The sequence below is a fragment of the Streptomyces sp. GS7 genome, assembly GCF_009834125.1.
Lineage (GTDB): Bacteria > Actinomycetota > Actinomycetes > Streptomycetales > Streptomycetaceae > Streptomyces.
The window spans coordinates 121674-137247 of record NZ_CP047146.1; the positions used below are offsets into that span (position 1 = coordinate 121674).

Annotated in this window: 14 protein-coding genes and 1 riboswitch; of the genes, 5 read left to right on the top strand and 9 right to left on the bottom strand. The window is 74.0% G+C overall.

Annotated features, from left to right (window positions below; translation table 11 throughout):
* Nucleotides 1–49 precede the first annotated feature (49 nt).
* A complete protein-coding gene (locus GR130_RS00525; protein ID WP_159502891.1) occupies nt 50–1207 on the bottom strand; it encodes a betaine/proline/choline family ABC transporter ATP-binding protein in 1158 nt (385 codons plus the stop codon).
* Between the two features lie 185 nt (nt 1208–1392).
* Between GR130_RS00525 and GR130_RS00530 the strand changes: the two genes are divergently transcribed.
* Nucleotides 1393–2334: an NADP-dependent oxidoreductase gene (locus GR130_RS00530; protein ID WP_236572624.1), complete on the top strand. Its 942-nt coding sequence runs from the start codon at nt 1393–1395 to the stop codon at nt 2332–2334.
* A 152-nt stretch (nt 2335–2486) separates the two neighbouring features.
* Here GR130_RS00530 and GR130_RS00535 read toward each other — a convergent pair whose 3' ends face one another.
* From GR130_RS00535 to tsaD, 4 genes are all read right to left on the bottom strand, one after another.
* Complete coding sequence (locus tag GR130_RS00535) at nt 2487–3485, bottom strand: hypothetical protein (RefSeq protein WP_159502892.1); 999 nt, start codon at nt 3483–3485, stop codon at nt 2487–2489.
* A 147-nt stretch (nt 3486–3632) separates the two neighbouring features.
* Nucleotides 3633–4229, bottom strand: coding sequence for a hypothetical protein (locus GR130_RS00540; RefSeq protein ID WP_159502893.1), 597 nt, complete (start codon nt 4227–4229; stop codon nt 3633–3635).
* Between the two features lie 94 nt (nt 4230–4323).
* Nucleotides 4324–5343, bottom strand: coding sequence for a cation diffusion facilitator family transporter (locus GR130_RS00545; RefSeq protein ID WP_159502894.1), 1020 nt, complete (start codon nt 5341–5343; stop codon nt 4324–4326).
* 278 nt (nt 5344–5621) lie between these two features.
* On the bottom strand, nt 5622–6695 hold the full coding sequence (tsaD, locus tag GR130_RS00550; RefSeq protein ID WP_159502895.1) for a tRNA (adenosine(37)-N6)-threonylcarbamoyltransferase complex transferase subunit TsaD: 1074 nt from the start codon (nt 6693–6695) through the stop codon (nt 5622–5624).
* Nucleotides 6696–6886: 191 nt separating this feature from the next.
* Here tsaD and cbiE point away from each other — a divergent pair, with 191 nt between their 5' ends.
* The 3 genes from cbiE to GR130_RS00565 all read left to right on the top strand — a co-directional run bounded on the left by cbiE (nt 6887) and on the right by GR130_RS00565 (nt 9413).
* A complete protein-coding gene (gene cbiE, locus GR130_RS00555; RefSeq protein ID WP_159502896.1) occupies nt 6887–8179 on the top strand; it encodes a precorrin-6y C5,15-methyltransferase (decarboxylating) subunit CbiE in 1293 nt (430 codons plus the stop codon).
* Nucleotides 8176–8967 (top strand): precorrin-4 C(11)-methyltransferase, encoded by a 792-nt coding sequence (cobM, locus tag GR130_RS00560; RefSeq protein ID WP_159502897.1) that lies wholly within the window; start codon nt 8176–8178, stop codon nt 8965–8967. Before cbiE ends, cobM begins: the two co-directional genes overlap by 4 nt.
* A gap of 125 nt (nt 8968–9092) precedes the next feature.
* The gene (locus GR130_RS00565) at nt 9093–9413 is read left to right on the top strand and encodes a hypothetical protein (protein ID WP_159502898.1); all 321 of its coding nucleotides are present in this window, start codon (nt 9093–9095) and stop codon (nt 9411–9413) included.
* 93 nt (nt 9414–9506) lie between these two features.
* On the opposite strand, the gene GR130_RS00570 is transcribed toward GR130_RS00565, so the two are convergent.
* Entirely contained in the window at nt 9507–10670 is a 1164-nt protein-coding gene (locus tag GR130_RS00570) for a cobalt-precorrin-5B (C(1))-methyltransferase (protein WP_159502899.1), read from the bottom strand.
* 23 nt (nt 10671–10693) lie between these two features.
* On the opposite strand from GR130_RS00570, the gene GR130_RS00575 reads away from it, so the two are divergent.
* Nucleotides 10694–11476, top strand: a complete 783-nt coding sequence (locus GR130_RS00575) for a cobalt-precorrin-6A reductase (RefSeq protein WP_159509575.1) — start codon at nt 10694–10696, stop codon at nt 11474–11476.
* Nucleotides 11477–11550: 74 nt separating this feature from the next.
* On the opposite strand, the gene GR130_RS00580 is transcribed toward GR130_RS00575, so the two are convergent.
* From GR130_RS00580 to cobG, 3 genes are read right to left on the bottom strand one after another with little or no spacing between them, the layout of a single operon-like run.
* Nucleotides 11551–13080, bottom strand: a complete 1530-nt coding sequence (locus tag GR130_RS00580; RefSeq protein WP_236573886.1) for a precorrin-2 C(20)-methyltransferase — start codon at nt 13078–13080, stop codon at nt 11551–11553.
* A gap of 29 nt (nt 13081–13109) precedes the next feature.
* Complete coding sequence (locus GR130_RS00585; protein WP_159502901.1) at nt 13110–13742, bottom strand: precorrin-8X methylmutase; 633 nt, start codon at nt 13740–13742, stop codon at nt 13110–13112.
* Nucleotides 13739–15310 (bottom strand): precorrin-3B synthase, encoded by a 1572-nt coding sequence (cobG, locus tag GR130_RS00590; RefSeq protein ID WP_159502902.1) that lies wholly within the window; start codon nt 15308–15310, stop codon nt 13739–13741. Before cobG ends, GR130_RS00585 begins: the two co-directional genes overlap by 4 nt.
* 85 nt (nt 15311–15395) lie before the next feature.
* Nucleotides 15396–15544, top strand: a riboswitch (cobalamin riboswitch).
* The last annotated feature ends 30 nt before the right edge of the window (nt 15545–15574 follow it).

The window sequence follows — 15574 nt, forward strand, 5'->3', positions numbered from 1 at the left end:
TTCACGTGAAACGCCGCGCTGCTGTCGTACGGTGCCGGGCCGGCTCGCCTCACTCCGTAGGGACCGAGTCCACCTCTGCCCGCCCCCGCGGCACTCCTCGTTCGTCCGGGGAGATGGTGCGGCGCAGCGCCTCGTGGAGGGTGGTGGGGGTCAGGACGCCAAGGAACCGGTGGCCGTCCAGGACGGCGATCCAGCCGGCGTCGTGCTTGAGCATCTCGCTGAAGGCCGCCTTGAGAGTGCTGGTCACCGGGACCCATGCCTCCATCCGCCGGGCATGGTCAGCGACGGTGCCGCCGGCCCCGGCCAGCTTCTCCGTGGCCACCCAGCCGTGCAGTGCGCCGTTGCTGTCCAGCACCACCGCCCAGCGGGCGCCCTCGGACCGCAACCGGGTCACCGCCTCGGCAGCGGATTCGGCGAGCCGGGCGAACGGCGGGCGTTCCAGGTCGTCGCGGTCGATACCGGTGACCGAGAGCTGTTTCAACGCCCGGTCGGTGCCGACGAATTCGGCGACATAGGGCGTGGCGGGGGTGCCGAGCACGCTCGCCGGGGTGTCGTACTGCTCGATCCGGCCCTGTCCGTAGACCGCGATCCGGTCCCCGAGGCGGATGGCCTCCTCGATGTCATGGGTGACCAGAAGCACCGTCTTGTGCATGGTGGCCTGGAGCCGCAGGAACTCCTTCTGGAGGCGGTCGCGGACGACCGGGTCGACCGCGCCGAACGGCTCGTCCATCAGCAGCACGGGCGGGTCGGCGGCCAGGGCACGGGCCACCCCGACCCGCTGGCGCTGGCCGCCCGAGAGCTGGTCGGGATAGCGCGAGCCGTAGACGGCGGGGTCCAGCCCTACCAGGTCGAGGAGTTCGGCGGCTCGCTCGCGCGCTCGGGCCTTCTTCCAGCCGGTCAGGTACGGCACGGTCGCGGTGTTGTCGAGGACGGTGCGGTGCGGGAAGAGGCCGGTCTGCTGGATGACGTAGCCGATGCGGCGGCGGAGCCCGACCGGATCGACGCCGGCGACGTCCGAGCCCTCGACGAAGATCCGGCCCTGTGTGGGGTCGATGAGCCGGTTGACCATCATCATGGTCGTCGTCTTGCCGCAGCCGGACGGTCCGACGAGAGTCACCAACTCGCCCTCGCCGACTTCGAAGGAGAGGTCGTCGACAGCGGTGGTCCCGTCGGGGTAGCGCTTGGTGACGGACTCGAACCGGATCATTGCGCCATTGAATCCCGCGGTCCGCCACCGGTCCCGTCATGCGGGCAAACGAGTGGGGGAGGCGAGACGGGACGGGGGCCGTAAGAGTTGCTTCCGGGGCAGCCCCTCCCGTCCTGCCGCGTCCCGCCCCGCCCGCGTGCTTACGATCCACCCGGCCTCCTCGGACGGGTGGAAGGGAACGCCGCATGAGAGCCGTAGCAGTCAGCGCATTCGGTGAACAGCCACAGCTCATGGAGCTGCCGCAGCCCGAGCCGGGGCCCGGGGAGGTCCTGGTGCGGCTGGCCGCCGCCGGACTCAACCCGGTCGACTGGAAGCTGGCCGACGGCATGTTCGGGGACGCCGTGCAGGCCTCCTTCCCTCTGGTCATGGGGACGGACGGAGCGGGAGAGGTGGTCGCGGTCGGGCCCGGTGTACGGCGGTTCACCGTCGGCGACCCGGTGTTCGGCCAGTTCCAGCGGCCGGAGCGGGGCGGCGGCTCGTACTGCGAACTCGCCGTCGCCGACGAGAACTCCCTCGCGCCGGCCGCCCGCAGTGTCACCTACGCGACCTCCGCCGCCGTGCCGACGGCTGGGATGACCGCCTACAACCTCGTCGAGGAGACCCGGATCGGCGAGGGTCGCCGGGTGCTGATCGTCGGCGCGACCGGAGGGGTCGGTACCTTCGCCACTCAGCTCGCGGCCGGCCGTGGGGCCGAGGTGATCGCCACCGCCCGTCCGGCCAAGGCGGAGCTGATGCGCACCCTGGGCGCCGCGGAGACCGTGGACCACACCGCGGGCCCGGTCGCCGACCAGGTCCTGGCGGCGCACCCGGACGGGGTGGATGTCCTGATCGACATGGCCAGCGGCCCGGAAGAGTTCATCGAGCTGACCCGGACCGTGCGGGACGGTGGCACGGCCGTCTCGCTCATCGGCTCGGCCGACGCCGATGTGCTCACCGAACACAATCTGCGCGGCTTCAACTTCGTCAACCGTCCGTCCCCGCAACTGCTGGACATCCTGGCCGGCCATCTCGACGCGGGTCGTCTGACAGTCCTCGTGGGCCGCGAGGTCCCGTTGGAGGAGGCCCCCGAGGAACTGGCGGCGAGCCGCACCGGCCGGGCGCAGGGGAAGACCGTCTTGGCGATCTGAGGCCGGTCTGCCCGCCGGGCTCTTTCCGTCAACTCCTCCAGCGCCTCGGGGGCGTTGGGGTGGTCGCACCCGCACGCAGGGCCTCGGCGTGGTGCGCGTTCCGCTCGCGGGTGAGGTGCCGCTTCTCGCCGGGGCGGCCGCGGCCGCCCCGGTCAGGAGGAGTCGGTGGGAGCGGGCGGATGGGGCGGTGAGCGGAGTACGCGGGCGGCCGGGGGGCCCGCGGCGGCGATCGCGAGGACGAGCGCGCCGGTGCCGACGGCGCACCACACACCGGTGCGCAGCGGATCGGTCAGCGCGTCCGCGTACGCATCGGCGGCCGGCCGGGAGACCGAGGCGGGCAGCGCGTCCAGGACCCGGGTGCGGACCAGCGCCAGTGCCGCGGCCAGCAGCGCACAGGCCACCGTGCAGCCCGCTGTCGCGCAGATCAGCGCCCGGCGCCGGCGCCGCGCCAGCAGCAGCCCGGCCAGCAGGCAGAGCGCGGCGGCCGGCGGCAGCACCAGCGCGCCGGTGCGCGCGGCCTGGAACACCGCCCGGAACCGCGGCACGTCCGGCGGTCTCAGCAGCACGATCGAGGCACCGGTGCGCGGCACCCGGCGGGCGAGGTCGATGCCCAGGCCGTTGCCGGACAGCTGGTGTTTGACGCGTTCGAGGACCGGGGTGAGGTCCAGGGTGACGGGGGTGTCGACCGAGGTGGCCAGCGTGCCGTCCAGGGTCTGGTGCGCGGTGCGGTGCACACCGGTCCAGACGGAGGGAAAGGTGCGGCCGGTGACGACCTGCCGGACCTGTTTGCCGACGAACTCGCGGATGCCGCGGGTGAACTTCCGCCGCAGTGCCGGCCGTTCGGCGCGCGGGACGACCTTGAGCAGCCCGTCGAGCCGGACATGGGGCATCACGCTGTTGGTGACGTCGTCGACGAGGGCGTTCTGGATGGCGCGGTTTCCGGCGAGCGGGGCGACCGCGGCCACATAACTGTCGGTGTCGGTGAGTTCCGCGCGGGCCCATACGGCGGCCAGGCTCAGCGGCAGCAGCAGCGTCCCGACCAGCAGCAGCACCCCGCCGGCCAGCGAGCGTCCGCGGCGCTGCGGCTGCCCGGGAGGGCACCGCGCCGCCGCCACCCGGCCGTCGGCGCGTACGGGTGCGCTCGCTGACATCGCGTTGCGGTCCTTCCTGGAACGGCGGACTACGGCCAGCTCCAGGCAAGTCCGTGGGGCCGTCGGCCGCGAGCGGGGCCGGTGCCAACGGGTGACCGTACGGGTGGGCGGCCGTCCGGGCTCCCGGACAGCCGCCGGTCGCCGCGGTCACCCGGACCGCCGGGCACGGCCGCGCCGGACCGCCCGGACGGCCCCGGAGACGAACAGCGCACTGACCAGGGCCGCCGCACCCCGCCACACCCACGTGTCCCGGCGCTCCGGCCCGGGCCGGGCCGTCGGCAGATCGTCCAGGTTGCCGGAGCAGGCGGTGGGGGCGGCGGACGGGCCGGCGTAGACGCAGACCGTGGAGGCGGCACGCAGGGTGCCGGGAGCGGCGGTGGTGTCGGGGTCGCGGGGGGCGCCGAGCACCGCGCCGGCGGTGAACACCTGGATGTCGTGCGCGGGCAGGTCGGCGTGCCACACGGCCTTCTGCCGGCTCGTCCCGTGGCCGCCGACGGTGCCGCCGGCCGCGGTGGCGGAGAGGGTGGTGGCCGGCATCTCCTGCTCGATGCGGGCCCGGTGGACGTCGTGGGCGCCCAGGTTGTGGACGGTGATGCGGTAGTCGAGTCGCCTGCCCGCCTCGGCCCGGTCGACCCCGTCGGTCACCGACACCGACACCGAGACGGCGGGTGGGACGGGGACGGCGGCCGGTGGTGCGGGGAGCGTGGCGGCGTACAGCAGCGCGCAGACGGCGGCGGTTCTCATGCCGTCATCCGAGCACCGGTGCCGCTCGCACCAGTGGCTCTCCGGGCGCTCGCGGGCCGGGTTCACCCGAGTGAGGGCGGCCCGCTCGGCGGGCTCAGTGCCGGTGCGGTCCCGGGCGGTGCACGGGCCCGTGGGAGTCGTCGCAGTGGCCTGCGGCCGGCTCGGGCCCGTGGCCCGGGCCCGGTTCGAGTGTCAGCAGCTCGTCGTTGTCCTGTTCGCCGACGTGGTCGACCTGGAGGGTGGCGTGGGTGATGCCGTACTCCCCGCTCAGCAGCTCCTGGAGATTGCGGCGGACCTTGTGGCAGTCGCCGGCCGGTGCGACCAGGATGTGCGCGGAGAGTGCCGGCTGCCCGGAGGTGATCTGCCAGATGTGCAGGTCGTGGACCTCGACGACCTGGTCGGCGGCCACGAGGTGATCGCCCAGCGCGTCCGGGTCGATCCCGGCCGGGGCGGCTTCCATGAAGATCCGGCCGGACTCCCGCACCAGGCTGGTACCGGCCTTGAGCATCAGCGCGACGACGACGAGCGAGGCGATCGCGTCGGCCCGCTCGAAGCCGGTGGTCAGCACGATCAGACCGGAGATCGCGGTGGCGATGAAGCCGAACAGGTCGGTGAGGATGTGCTGGTAGGCGCCCTCCACGTTGAGGCTGGAGCGGTTGGCCTTCGACAGGAACCAGGTGCAGATCAGGTTCACCACCACACCGGACAGCGCGGTGACCACCACCAGCCCCCCGGTGACCGCGGGCGGCGAGATCAGCCGCTGGACCGCCTCGTACGCCAGCCAGAGGGAGAGCAGCAGCAAGGTGATGCCGTTGGCCTGCGCGGAGAGGATCTCGGCGCGCTTGAGGCCGTACGTGTACCCGCCCCGCGCGGGCTTCGCGGCCAGCCGCATCGCGACCAGTGCCAGCACGATCGAGACCACGTCGGTGAGCATGTGGGCGGCGTCCGAGATCAGTGCCAGCGACTGTGCCAGGAAGCCGATGGAGACCTCGACCGCCATGTAGGCGGTGAGCAGGATGAGTGCGGCCCGCAGCCAGCGCCGGTCTGCGTTCGGGGAGACGGCGTGTGAGTGGCTGTGCGAGTGGCTGTGGCCGCTGTGGGCGTGCTCGGTCATGGGCGCGCTCCTTCCGGGGTCCTCGCTGCGAAGCAAACCGCACTTCGACAAAAGATCCAAAGGCTGCACCGGTGACCGTTGTCATTACCGTCGAACGGCGTATCTTCCCTGGTCAGAGCGGTGGAGTGAGTCGGCTGCGCGGACCGGGGCCAGGCGGCGCCGAACGGCCCCGGCGCATGGCCGGTCGCCGTTTCACGTGAAACACGCCGTGCCGGAGGCGACGTCGCCACGGAAGGGGCGCGCCCACGGCGCCGCGCACCGGGCGCCTCTCCTGTGGCTCATGCGGCGAGCGCCCGCCCCGCCGCCACCGGATGCAGCGCGGCATACTCCAGCGGCGCCGACGGGTCGATCGAGACATCGAGCGGAGCGGGCTCGGCACCCGCCCGGACGAGCAGATCGCCGACCGCGGCGATCATCGCGCCGTTGTCCGTGCACAGCCGCAGCGGCGGTACCCGCAGCGCGATGCCCGCCGCTGCGCAGCGCTCCTCCGCCAGCGCGCGGACCCGGGAGTTGGCGGCCACCCCGCCGACCACCACCAGCGTCCCCACACCGTGCTCGGTGCAGGCGGCCACCGCCTTGCGGGTCAGCACATCGGCCACCGCCTCCTGGAGCGCCGCCGCCCCGTCGGCGACCGGCAGCGGATGCCCCGCGGCGTGGTGGCTCTCCGCCCAGCGCGCCGCCGCGGTCTTCAGCCCCGAGAAGGAGAAGGTGAACCGCTTCTCGGGCGGGCCCACGGTGAGCGGGCGGGGAAAGGGGACAGCGCGCGGATCCCCCTCGCGCGCTGTCCGGTCAATGGCCGGGCCGCCGGGGTACGGCAGCCCGAAGACCCGGGCGACCTTGTCGAAGCACTCCCCGGCGGCGTCGTCCAGAGTGTCGCCGAGGTGCACGATGCGGTCGCGGGTCAGGTCGCGTACGAGCAACAGCGAGGTGTGCCCACCGGAGACGATCAGCACCACGCAGGGGTCGGGCAGCGGTCCGTGCTCCAGGGTGTCGGCGGCGACGTGCCCCGCCAGGTGGTGCACCCCGTAGAGCGGCACCCCCAGCGCGTATGCCAGCCCCTTGGCCCCGGCCAGTCCCACCTGGAGGGCACCGGACAGCCCCGGTCCGGTGGTCACCGCCACCGCCCCGATATCGGCGGCCCGCAGCCCCGCGTCGGCCAGCGCGCCCCGCACCACCGGGGTCAGCGCGTGCACATGCGCCCGCGCCGCGATCTCCGGCACCACGCCGCCGAACCGGGCGTGCTCGTCCATGCTCGACGCCAGCGCGTGCCCGAGGAGCCGCCCGTCGCGCACCAGGCCGGCGCCCGTCTCGTCGCAGGACGATTCGATGCCCAGCACCACTGGTGAGCCCATGGACCGCACTCCCCTCGCGTCGTGTCCCGTTCGGTGTCCCCGGACAGTAATAGCAAGTAATTGCAACCAATGTGCAATAGGGGTGTTCGGTCACCCCTCGGCCCTGCTGCGGCCTCCCCGCGGGAGGCCGCAGCAGGGCCGGTCAGTAGAGTTCGGCACCCGTCCCTTCGCGCCCCTTGAGGTACCCGGCAGTGAGCGCCCCACCACCCCTCTCCGTCGTAGGCATCGGGGCCGATGGCTGGGACGGTCTGTCCGCCGCCGCCCGGCGGGAGCTGTCCGCGGCCGAGGTGCTGATCGGAGGGGCACGGCAGCTCGGGCTGCTGCCCGCGGAGTGCGCCGGGGAGCGGGTGCCGTGGCCCTCGCCGCTGCGGCCCGCCGTACCGGGGCTGCTCGCCGCGCACGAAGGGCGCCGGGTGTGCGTACTGGCCAGCGGGGACCCGATGTTCCACGGGATCGGCCGGACGCTGATCGAGGTGCTGGCGGAGGGGGCGGCGGCGCCGCGGCCGCTGCGCGTGGTGCCGCATCCGTCGTCCGTGTCCTACGCCTGCGCCCGGCTGGGGTGGGCGGTGGAGGACACCGAGGTGGTCACGCTCGTCGGGCGGCCCGCGGGGAATCTGGCGGGGGCGCTCCACGACGGGCGGCGGGTGCTGGTGCTGTCCGCCGGGGCCGGGACACCCGGCGAGGTCGCGGCGCTGCTGCGGGCGCGGGGTTTCGGGCCGACCCGGATGCGTGTCCTGGAGCAACTCGGCGGCGCGCGCGAGCGGTTGGGCGAGGGTACCGCCGACGGCTGGGACGCGCCGGCGGGCGATCCGCTGAACGTCATCGCGCTGGACTGCGTCCGCGCACCGGGCGCACTGCGCCTGCCGGCGGTGCCCGGGCTCCCGGACGACGCCTACGAACACGACGGCCAGCTGACCAAGCGTCATGTCCGGGCCGCCACCCTGGCCGCGCTGGCGCCCGCGCCCGGCGAACTCCTCTGGGACATCGGCGGCGGCTCCGGCTCCATCGCCATCGAATGGCTGCGCACGCACCGCAGTTGCCGTGCGGTCAGCGTCGAGCGCGACGGCGAACGGGCCGAGCGGATCGGCCGCAACGCGGACACCCTCGGCGTACCGGCGCTGCGCGTGGTGCACGGTCCCGCGCCCGCCGCGCTGGACGGGCTGCCGACGCCGGACGCGGTGTTCATCGGCGGCGGCCTGACCGCCCCCGGACTGCTGGACGCCTGCTGGGCGGCGCTGCCGCCGGGCGGCCGGATCGTCGCGAACACCGTGACGCTGGAGTCCGAGGCGCTGCTCGCCGACCGGTACCGGCGGTTCGGCGGCGAACTGGTGCGGCTGGCGGTCGCGCACGCGGTGCCGGTCGGCGGCTTCACGGGCTGGCGGCAGGCGATGCCGGTCACCCAGTGGTCGGCGGTGAAACCCGCACATCCCGGTGCCCGGGAAACCTCCGTGCACCCCACCCACCAGGAGACCGAGGAACCATGACCGTCCACTTCATCGGCGCGGGTCCCGGCGCCGCCGACCTGATCACCCTGCGCGGCGCCCGTACCCTCGCCGCCTGCGGCGTGTGCCTGTACGCGGGCAGCCTGGTGCCGCGCGAACTGCTCGCCGAATGCCCGCCCGGGGCCCGGCTGATCGACACCGCGCAGCTCGACCTCGACACGATCACGGTGGAGATGGTGCGGGCCCACAAGGAGGGCCACGACGTCGCCCGGCTGCACTCCGGCGATCCGTCCGTCTTCAGCGCGGTGGCCGAGCAGATGCGCCGCCTGGACGCGGCCGGGGTGCCGTACGAGGTCGTGCCCGGCGTGCCCGCGTTCGCCGCCGCCGCGGCGGCCCTCAAGCGCGAACTGACGGTGCCCACCGTCGGGCAGACCGTCATCCTCACCCGGATCGCACAGCAGGCCACCCCCATGCCCGACGGCGAGGACCTGGCCACCCTGGGGCGCAGCGGTGCGCTGCTGGTGCTGCACCTCGCGGCCCGCTACGTCGACCGGGTCGTGGACGAACTCCTGCCGCACTACGGCGCGGACTGCCCGGCCGCCGTCGTGGCGATGGCCTCCCGTCCCGACGAACTCGTCCTGCGCGGCACGCTCGGCGATATCGCCGGCCAGGTGAAGGGCGCGGGGGTGGTCCGGACAGCAGTGATCATGGTCGGCCGCACGCTGGGCGCCGAGCAGTTCCGCGACAGCCACCTCTACTCGGCGGAGCGGGAGCGCCCGCACGCACCGTGCGGAGATCCGACGGCCTTTGAGGGTACGTCAGCGCCGTGATGGGCCCCTCGGACCTGTCCGGATGATTATATGACCGCATCGGGGTGAATATCCGTTTCCGTGCCGAGGGCTGCCGGTAAGGAAGCTGCGACACCGGGGGGACCGATGCAAAGGAGCACGCCACGATGCGTACCAAAATGGCCGCCGGTGCGGCCGTCGCCGCGATCCTGCTGTCCCTCTGCGGCACCACCGCCGCCAGTGCCGACGGTCGGGAGGACGGCCACGGGAAGGCGAAGCGCCATCACTTCGAGATGAAGGAGAGCCCGATCAGGATGGCCGCCTGTGCCCTCGGGTCGGCGCTGGGCGCGCTGACCGGTGGGGACGCCAGCTGCTGGCGGGACCACGGTTACGGACCTGTCTTCCGTACCCACGAGAAAACCGGTCACCAGCGCATGGACCAGGGTCGCGAGGGCGAGTTCGGGCGCCGGAGCGAGATGTCGCAGTAGTGGCGACGGGCCGCGCGGCGGGGGGCGCCGGTTTCCGCCGGCGTCCGATCGCCGCGGTGCGGTTTCACGTGAAACCGCACCGCAGCGGCCCGTTCAGCCTCCCGGCCCGCGCGGCTCTGCCCGTCCCACCACCATTCCCGCCCGGTCGATACAGATGACATCGACCGCTACCGGCGCCCCGCGCAGCACGGCCAGTGACGCGTCACGTGCTGTGGCCGCCACCAGGTCGCCGAGCGGAACGCCGGCCGCCGCGCACAACTGGAGTGCGGCGAGGCCGGTGTTGGCCCCGGCCACCGCGTCCGTCAGCGCCTCGTCCGCACCGCCCCGCCGGGCCAGCTCGGCCAGGAAGCCCTTGTCCACCTGGGATCGCGCGGAGTGCAGATCCAAATGACCGGCCGCCAGTTTGGACAACTTGGCGAAGCCGCCGCAGATCGTCAGCCGGTCGACGGGATGGCGGCGGATGTACTTGAGCACCGCCCCCGCGAAATCCCCCATGTCCAGGAGCGCGTCCTCCGGCAGGTGGTGCAGCGCGACGGCGACCTTCTCCGAGGTCGATCCCGTGCACCCGGCCACATGGCGCCGTCCCGCGGCGCGCGCCACGTCCACCCCGCGCCGGATCGAGTCGATCCAGGCGGAGCAGGAGTACGGCACGACGATCCCGGTCGTCCCCAGGATCGACAACCCGCCCAGGATCCCCAGCCGCGGATTCCAGGTGCTGCGGGCGATCTCCTCCCCGTGGTCGACGGAGATCTCCACCTCGACGTCGGCCGCGGCTCCCCCGCCGCCGTACCGTTCGGCGACGGCCGTCAGATGCTCCCGGATCATCTGGCGCGGTACGGGGTTGACGGCGGGTTCGCCGACATCCAGCGGCAGCCCCGGCCGGGTCACCGTCCCGACCCCGGGACCGGCTCTGAACACCACGCCCGAACCGGCCGGCAGCGCGCGTACTGTGGCGCGCACCAACGCCCCGTGCGTCACGTCGGGATCGTCCCCGGCGTCCTTCACCACCCCGGCCATGGCGCGGGCCGGCTCCGCACCCGGAGCCGTCAGCTCCTCGACGGCGAGGGCGAAGGACGGCGTCTGCCCCTTCGGCAGGGTGATCGTCACCGGGTCCGGGAACTCCCCGCTCAGCAGTGCCGTGTACGCGGCGCTGCTCGCCGCTGTGGCACACGCCCCGGTCGTCCACCCGTGCCGCAGCCCGGTGTGCGCGAGCTGCGCGCTCCGGCCTCCCGTACCCTTCGGTTGCGCGTCAGCCACGGAGGAACCCGCTGCCCATGCCGATGAACGACACCGCCCGCCACGTACTGGTCCTCGGCGGCACCACGGAAGCCCGCCGCCTGGCCGCCGCCCTGGAGCAGGAACCGCGGGTACGGGTGACGAGTTCCCTCGCCGGGCGGGTGGCGGCACCGCGGCTGCCCGCCGGGGAGGTGCGCATCGGCGGGTTCGGCGGCCCCGAGGGCCTCGCCCGCTGGCTGCGCGAGCATGCGGTGGACGCGCTCATCGACGCCACCCATCCTTTCGCCGGCACGATCAGTTTCCACGCGGCCCAGGCCGCCGCCACCGCCCATACTCCCCTGCTGGCGCTCCGCCGCCCGGGCTGGGTCCCCGGACCCGGCGACATCTGGCACCCGGTCCCCTCATTGGCCGACGCCGCCCGTGCCCTCCCCGGCCTGGGCGCCCGGGTCTTCCTCACCACGGGCCGGATGGGGCTGTCGCACTTCGCCCACCTCACGGACCTCTGGTTCCTGGTCCGCTCCGTCGACGCGCCCGAGCCGCCGCGCCCGCCCCGTATGACGGCCCTTCTGGACCGCGGCCCCTTCACCCTGGACGGGGAGCGGGACCTGCTGCGCCACCATCGCATCGACGTCCTGGTGACCAAGGACAGCGGCGCGGCGGCGACGGCCCCCAAGCTGACGGCGGCGCGCGAGGCCGGAATCCCCGTGGTGGTCGTCCAGCGGCCACCCGCCCCGGAAGGGGTACCGGTGGCCGCAGGGCCCGAGGAGGCCGCGGACTGGCTGCGGACGGCCCTCGGACTACCGCCGGTCACCCGCCAACTCGGCTGAGAACGGGCCGGATTGGGGGCCGGCCCGTCGCCCGGCCCCCAAATCCTGTCCGATGGGTCAGGGTCGGAAAGACCCTAGGACTCCGGGTACCTCCGGGGCGTCCAGACGGTCTGGGTCCCGTCATCGCGCCGCACCGCCTGCGTCTGCGACGAGCCGACGAGGAGGATGGTGCGCATGTCCACCTGGTCCGGGTCGAGGTCGGCGAGCGGGACGGTCCGCAGGGATTCCTCGGGGCCGCCGACGTCGCGGGCCAGGATGACCGGGGTGTCCGGCGCGCGGTGCTCCAGGAGGAGTTCGCGAGCCTTGGCCACCTGCCATGTACGGGAGCGCGAGCCGGGGTTGTACAGGGCCAGGGCCAGATCGGCGGAGGCCGCCGCACCGAGGCGGGTGGCGATGACGTCCCAGGGCTTGAGGCGGTCGGAGAGCGAGATGACCGCGTAGTCGTGGCCCAGCGGGGCGCCGGCGCGGGCGGCGGCGGCGTTGGCGGCGGTGACCCCGGGCAGCACGCGCACCGGGACGGAGCGGTACGGGTCCTGGGAGGCGACTTCCAGGACCGCGGTGGCCATGGCGAAGATGCCGGGGTCGCCGCCGGAGACCACGGCCACCCGCCGGCCGCGGCGGGCCAGGTCGAGGGCGAGTTCGGCGCGCTCGGACTCGACCTTGTTGTCGGAGCCGTGGCGGCGCTGCCCGGGGCGTATCGGCACGCGGTCCAGGTACGTGGTGTAGCCGACCAGGTCCTCGGCGGCGGCCAGCGCGCCGCGGGACTCGGGGGTGAGCCAGAGGGGGCCGGCGGGACCGGTGCCCACCACGACGACCTCGCCGTGCTCGGCGGCCGGCGGCGCTTCGGTGGCCGCGATCCGACTGGGCACCACCGCGACCGAGAAGTACGGGACGGTGTCGGCGTCGATGGCGGCGAGCCGGTCAGTGCGCTCACCGGACATGGTGGCGCGTTCGACGTAGCGGGCCTCCGCGATCCGGCCGGAGCGTGCCATGGCGCGGCGCACGGTCGGGAAGGTGCGGCCGAGCTTCATGACGACGGCGGAGTCGGTGGCGGCCAGCCGCGCCGTCAGCTCTTCCTCCGGCAGCGTGCCGGGGAGGATCGTCAGCACCTCGTCGGCCTCGGCGAGCGGGGTGCCCAGGCAGGCCGCGGCGGCGCTGAAGGAGGTGACGCCGGGGACGACCTCGGTCGGGTAGCGGTCGGCCAGCCGCTTGTGCATGTGCTGGTACGAGCCGTAGAAGAGCGGATCGCCCTCGGAGATGACGGCGACGGTGCGGCCGGCGTCGAGGTGGGCGGCGAGCCGGGCCGCCGCGGACTCGTAGAACTCGTCCAGCGCGCCCCGGTAGCCGCCGGGGTGGTCGGTCGACTCGGTGGTGACCGGGTAGACCAGCGCTTCCTCGATGTGGTCGGCTCGGATGTGCTTCGCCGCGATGGAGCGCGCGATGGAGCGTCCGTGCCGGGCGCTGTGATACGCCACCACGTCCGCCTGGGCGATGACCTCCACCGCCCGCACCGTCATCAGGGACGGGTCGCCGGGGCCGAGGCCGACGCCGTAGAGACGGCCGGTGGACCGCTCCGGGTGCTGCGCCGACTGCTGTTCCGGCACGCCGTTGTGGGCCTGCTGCTCGCTCACGCTCACTCTTCCTCGCTCGCCAGGGCGTTGATAGCGGCTGCGGTCATGGCGCTGCCGCCGCGCCGCCCGCGCACCACGATGTGATCCAGCTTCGACGGGTGGTCGATCAGCGCGTCCTTGGACTCGGCCGCGCCGATGAAGCCGACGGGTATGCCGATGACGGCGGCGGGGCGGGGCGCCCCTTCCTCGATCATTTCGAGGAACCGGAAGAGAGCGGTGGGGGCGTTGCCGAAGGCGACCACCGCGCCCTCCATCCGGTCCCGCCACAGTTCCAGCGCGGCGGCGCTGCGCGTCGTCCTCATCCGCGCGGCGAGCTCCGGCACGGACGGGTCGGTGAGCGTGCAGAGCACCTCGTTGTCGGCGGGCAGCCGCTTGCGGGTGACGCCGCTGGCGACCATGTTGGCGTCGCAGAGGATCGGTGCACCGGCGCGCAGTGCGGCGCGGGCACGCGCCACGACCCCGGGGCTGAAGGCCAGGTCGCGTACGAGGTCGACCATGCCGCAGGCGTGGATCATCCGGACCGCGACCTGGCCGGCGTCGGCGGGCAGCCCGGAGAGATCCGCCTCGGCGCGGATGGTGGCGAAGGACTGGCGGTAGATCTCCGCCCCGTCCTTTTCGTACTCGAACGCGGTCACTGGGGCCTCGGGGTGGTGGGTTGAGGGGTGATGGGGGTGGTGTGGGACGGACCCGGTGCCGGTCGTGTTTCACGTGAAACCGGGTCCGGTGCGGCCGATTCCCGTGAAACGGTGGGCAGTTGGGGTGTTTCACGTGAAACCGGCGCCGGTCGTGAGGGTCTCCGTACGGCGGGGGACGGTGCCGGGTCCTCGGGCCGTACGACGGCGGTGCGGTAGCCGTCGGGTGTCGCGACGACATCGACCCACGTTCCGCGGGGGTGTCCGCAGCGGCGTGCGCAGCCGGACCAGTGGACGGGGAGGCCGCCGCCTCCCGCGGGTGCGGAGGCACCCTCGGCGAGGGCGGCGGCGACGTCGGCGCGGACATCCGTCAGGGACTTGGTGCACCCGGGGCGGCCGGTGCAGGCGCTGAGGCCGTGCCAAGGGGAGGCCGGGTCGGTGATCAGCCCGGCGGTGGCGAGTTCGCGGAGGCGCAGGGGCGCGGTCGCGGCCGGCAGGCCGGGAAGGACGATCCCGCGCCAGGGGGTGAGCCGCAGTTCGCCCGCGCCGTCGTCGGCGGCGATGCCGGTCAGCGCGCGCCACTGGGCGACGGTCAGCCGACCCAGGGGCGCGAGAACGGCAAGCGCCCGGCGCCCGTCGGCGCCGTCGACGAGGCCGGGGGCGCGGGAGTCGGCGTACCGCGGGGCAGAGAGCGGACCGGGGGCCTCGGCGGCATCCGCAGCGCATTCCGAATATCCCGCGTCATTCACGCAATTCACGTCATTCACGTGTTCCGCGGCGATGCCCGCCGCCCGCAGGGCTCGCGCCACCTCGCGGGCGGTGAGCGCGCGGTCGGCGGGGAGTTCGCGGACCCGCCAGGCGCCGCTGCCGCTCGCCGCGGCGATGGTCAGAAAGGTCTCGGCGGCGGTGAGCGCGGCACGCGGAACGTCCTCGCCGGCGATCCGCAGCGCGGCCGGGTCGTCACCGACCCGCAGCAGCGCCCCGCTCCCGGACGCGGCACCCGCAGCGCCCGATTCCGCGATCTCCGATCCCGCGATGCCCGATTCTGCGATCAAGGTCACATCGCCGCCGAGCCCCGCCACATCCCCCCGCCCGTCGTCGAGGACGAAGAGGAACCGGCCCGAAAGCCCCGTCGCGGCCGTGCTCGCGCAGAGCAGCGCGTCCAGGCCGCGGGCCCACACCCGCACGTCAGGCGGGGTGTGCCGGTCCAGTCCGGCCAGCGGCGAGGCCACGATGTTGCGGATCCGCTCATGGCGGACGGAAGGGAGCAGCCCGGCGCCGGCGAGCAGGTCCGCGAGCCGCCGGCCGCAGCCGTCGGGCAGTCCGCGGAGTTCGGCGTTGCCGCGGGAGGTGAGCGAGAGGTGGCCGTCGCCGAGGTGTGCGGCGGCGTCTGCGAGCGCGGTGGCCTGGCCTACCGTCAAGTCCCCTGCCGGCAGCCGCACTCGGGCCAGCTGCCCGTCCGCGGCGGAGTGCAGCCGCAGCGCTCCCGGGCAGGCGTCACCACGATCCCGTACGGGCGGTTCGGCCCGGTGGGGCGGTGGTGCGGGGGAGGGCGGCATGGCGGCGAGCATACCTACGCCGGGTCGCTCCGAAACCGGGGGCGCAAGGCCCCGGCGAGCGCCCCCGGAGGCGCGCTCCCGCTGCCGGGACGCAGCCCTTACTATGCAGGTCGGTGGGTCGGCTGACCCGCCGGACGCCAGCGACGGCGCCAGGGAGGAAGCCCGGTGAGAATCCGGCGCGGTCCCGCCACTGTGAACCCGGCCACCGCCGGGTGAGCCAGGAACTCCCGCCGTCCATACGACCACCCGGGGCGCGGATACCCCGAGGAAGGCTGC

Bases quoted from the DNA above. Each gene is read 5' to 3' on its own strand.
- GR130_RS00525 (WP_159502891.1), bottom strand. From the start codon at position 1,207: ATGATCCGGTTCGAGTCCGTCACCAAGCGCTACCCCGACGGGACCACC.
- GR130_RS00530 (WP_236572624.1), top strand. From the start codon at position 1,393: ATGAGAGCCGTAGCAGTCAGCGCATTCGGTGAACAGCCACAGCTCATG.
- GR130_RS00535 (WP_159502892.1), bottom strand. From the start codon at position 3,485: ATGTCAGCGAGCGCACCCGTACGCGCCGACGGCCGGGTGGCGGCGGCG.
- GR130_RS00540 (WP_159502893.1), bottom strand. From the start codon at position 4,229: ATGAGAACCGCCGCCGTCTGCGCGCTGCTGTACGCCGCCACGCTCCCC.
- GR130_RS00545 (WP_159502894.1), bottom strand. From the start codon at position 5,343: ATGACCGAGCACGCCCACAGCGGCCACAGCCACTCGCACAGCCACTCA.
- tsaD (WP_159502895.1), bottom strand. From the start codon at position 6,695: ATGGGCTCACCAGTGGTGCTGGGCATCGAATCGTCCTGCGACGAGACG.
- cobM (WP_159502897.1), top strand. From the start codon at position 8,176: ATGACCGTCCACTTCATCGGCGCGGGTCCCGGCGCCGCCGACCTGATC.
- GR130_RS00565 (WP_159502898.1), top strand. From the start codon at position 9,093: ATGCGTACCAAAATGGCCGCCGGTGCGGCCGTCGCCGCGATCCTGCTG.
- GR130_RS00575 (WP_159509575.1), top strand. From the start codon at position 10,694: ATGAACGACACCGCCCGCCACGTACTGGTCCTCGGCGGCACCACGGAA.
- cobG (WP_159502902.1), bottom strand. From the start codon at position 15,310: ATGCTCGCCGCCATGCCGCCCTCCCCCGCACCACCGCCCCACCGGGCC.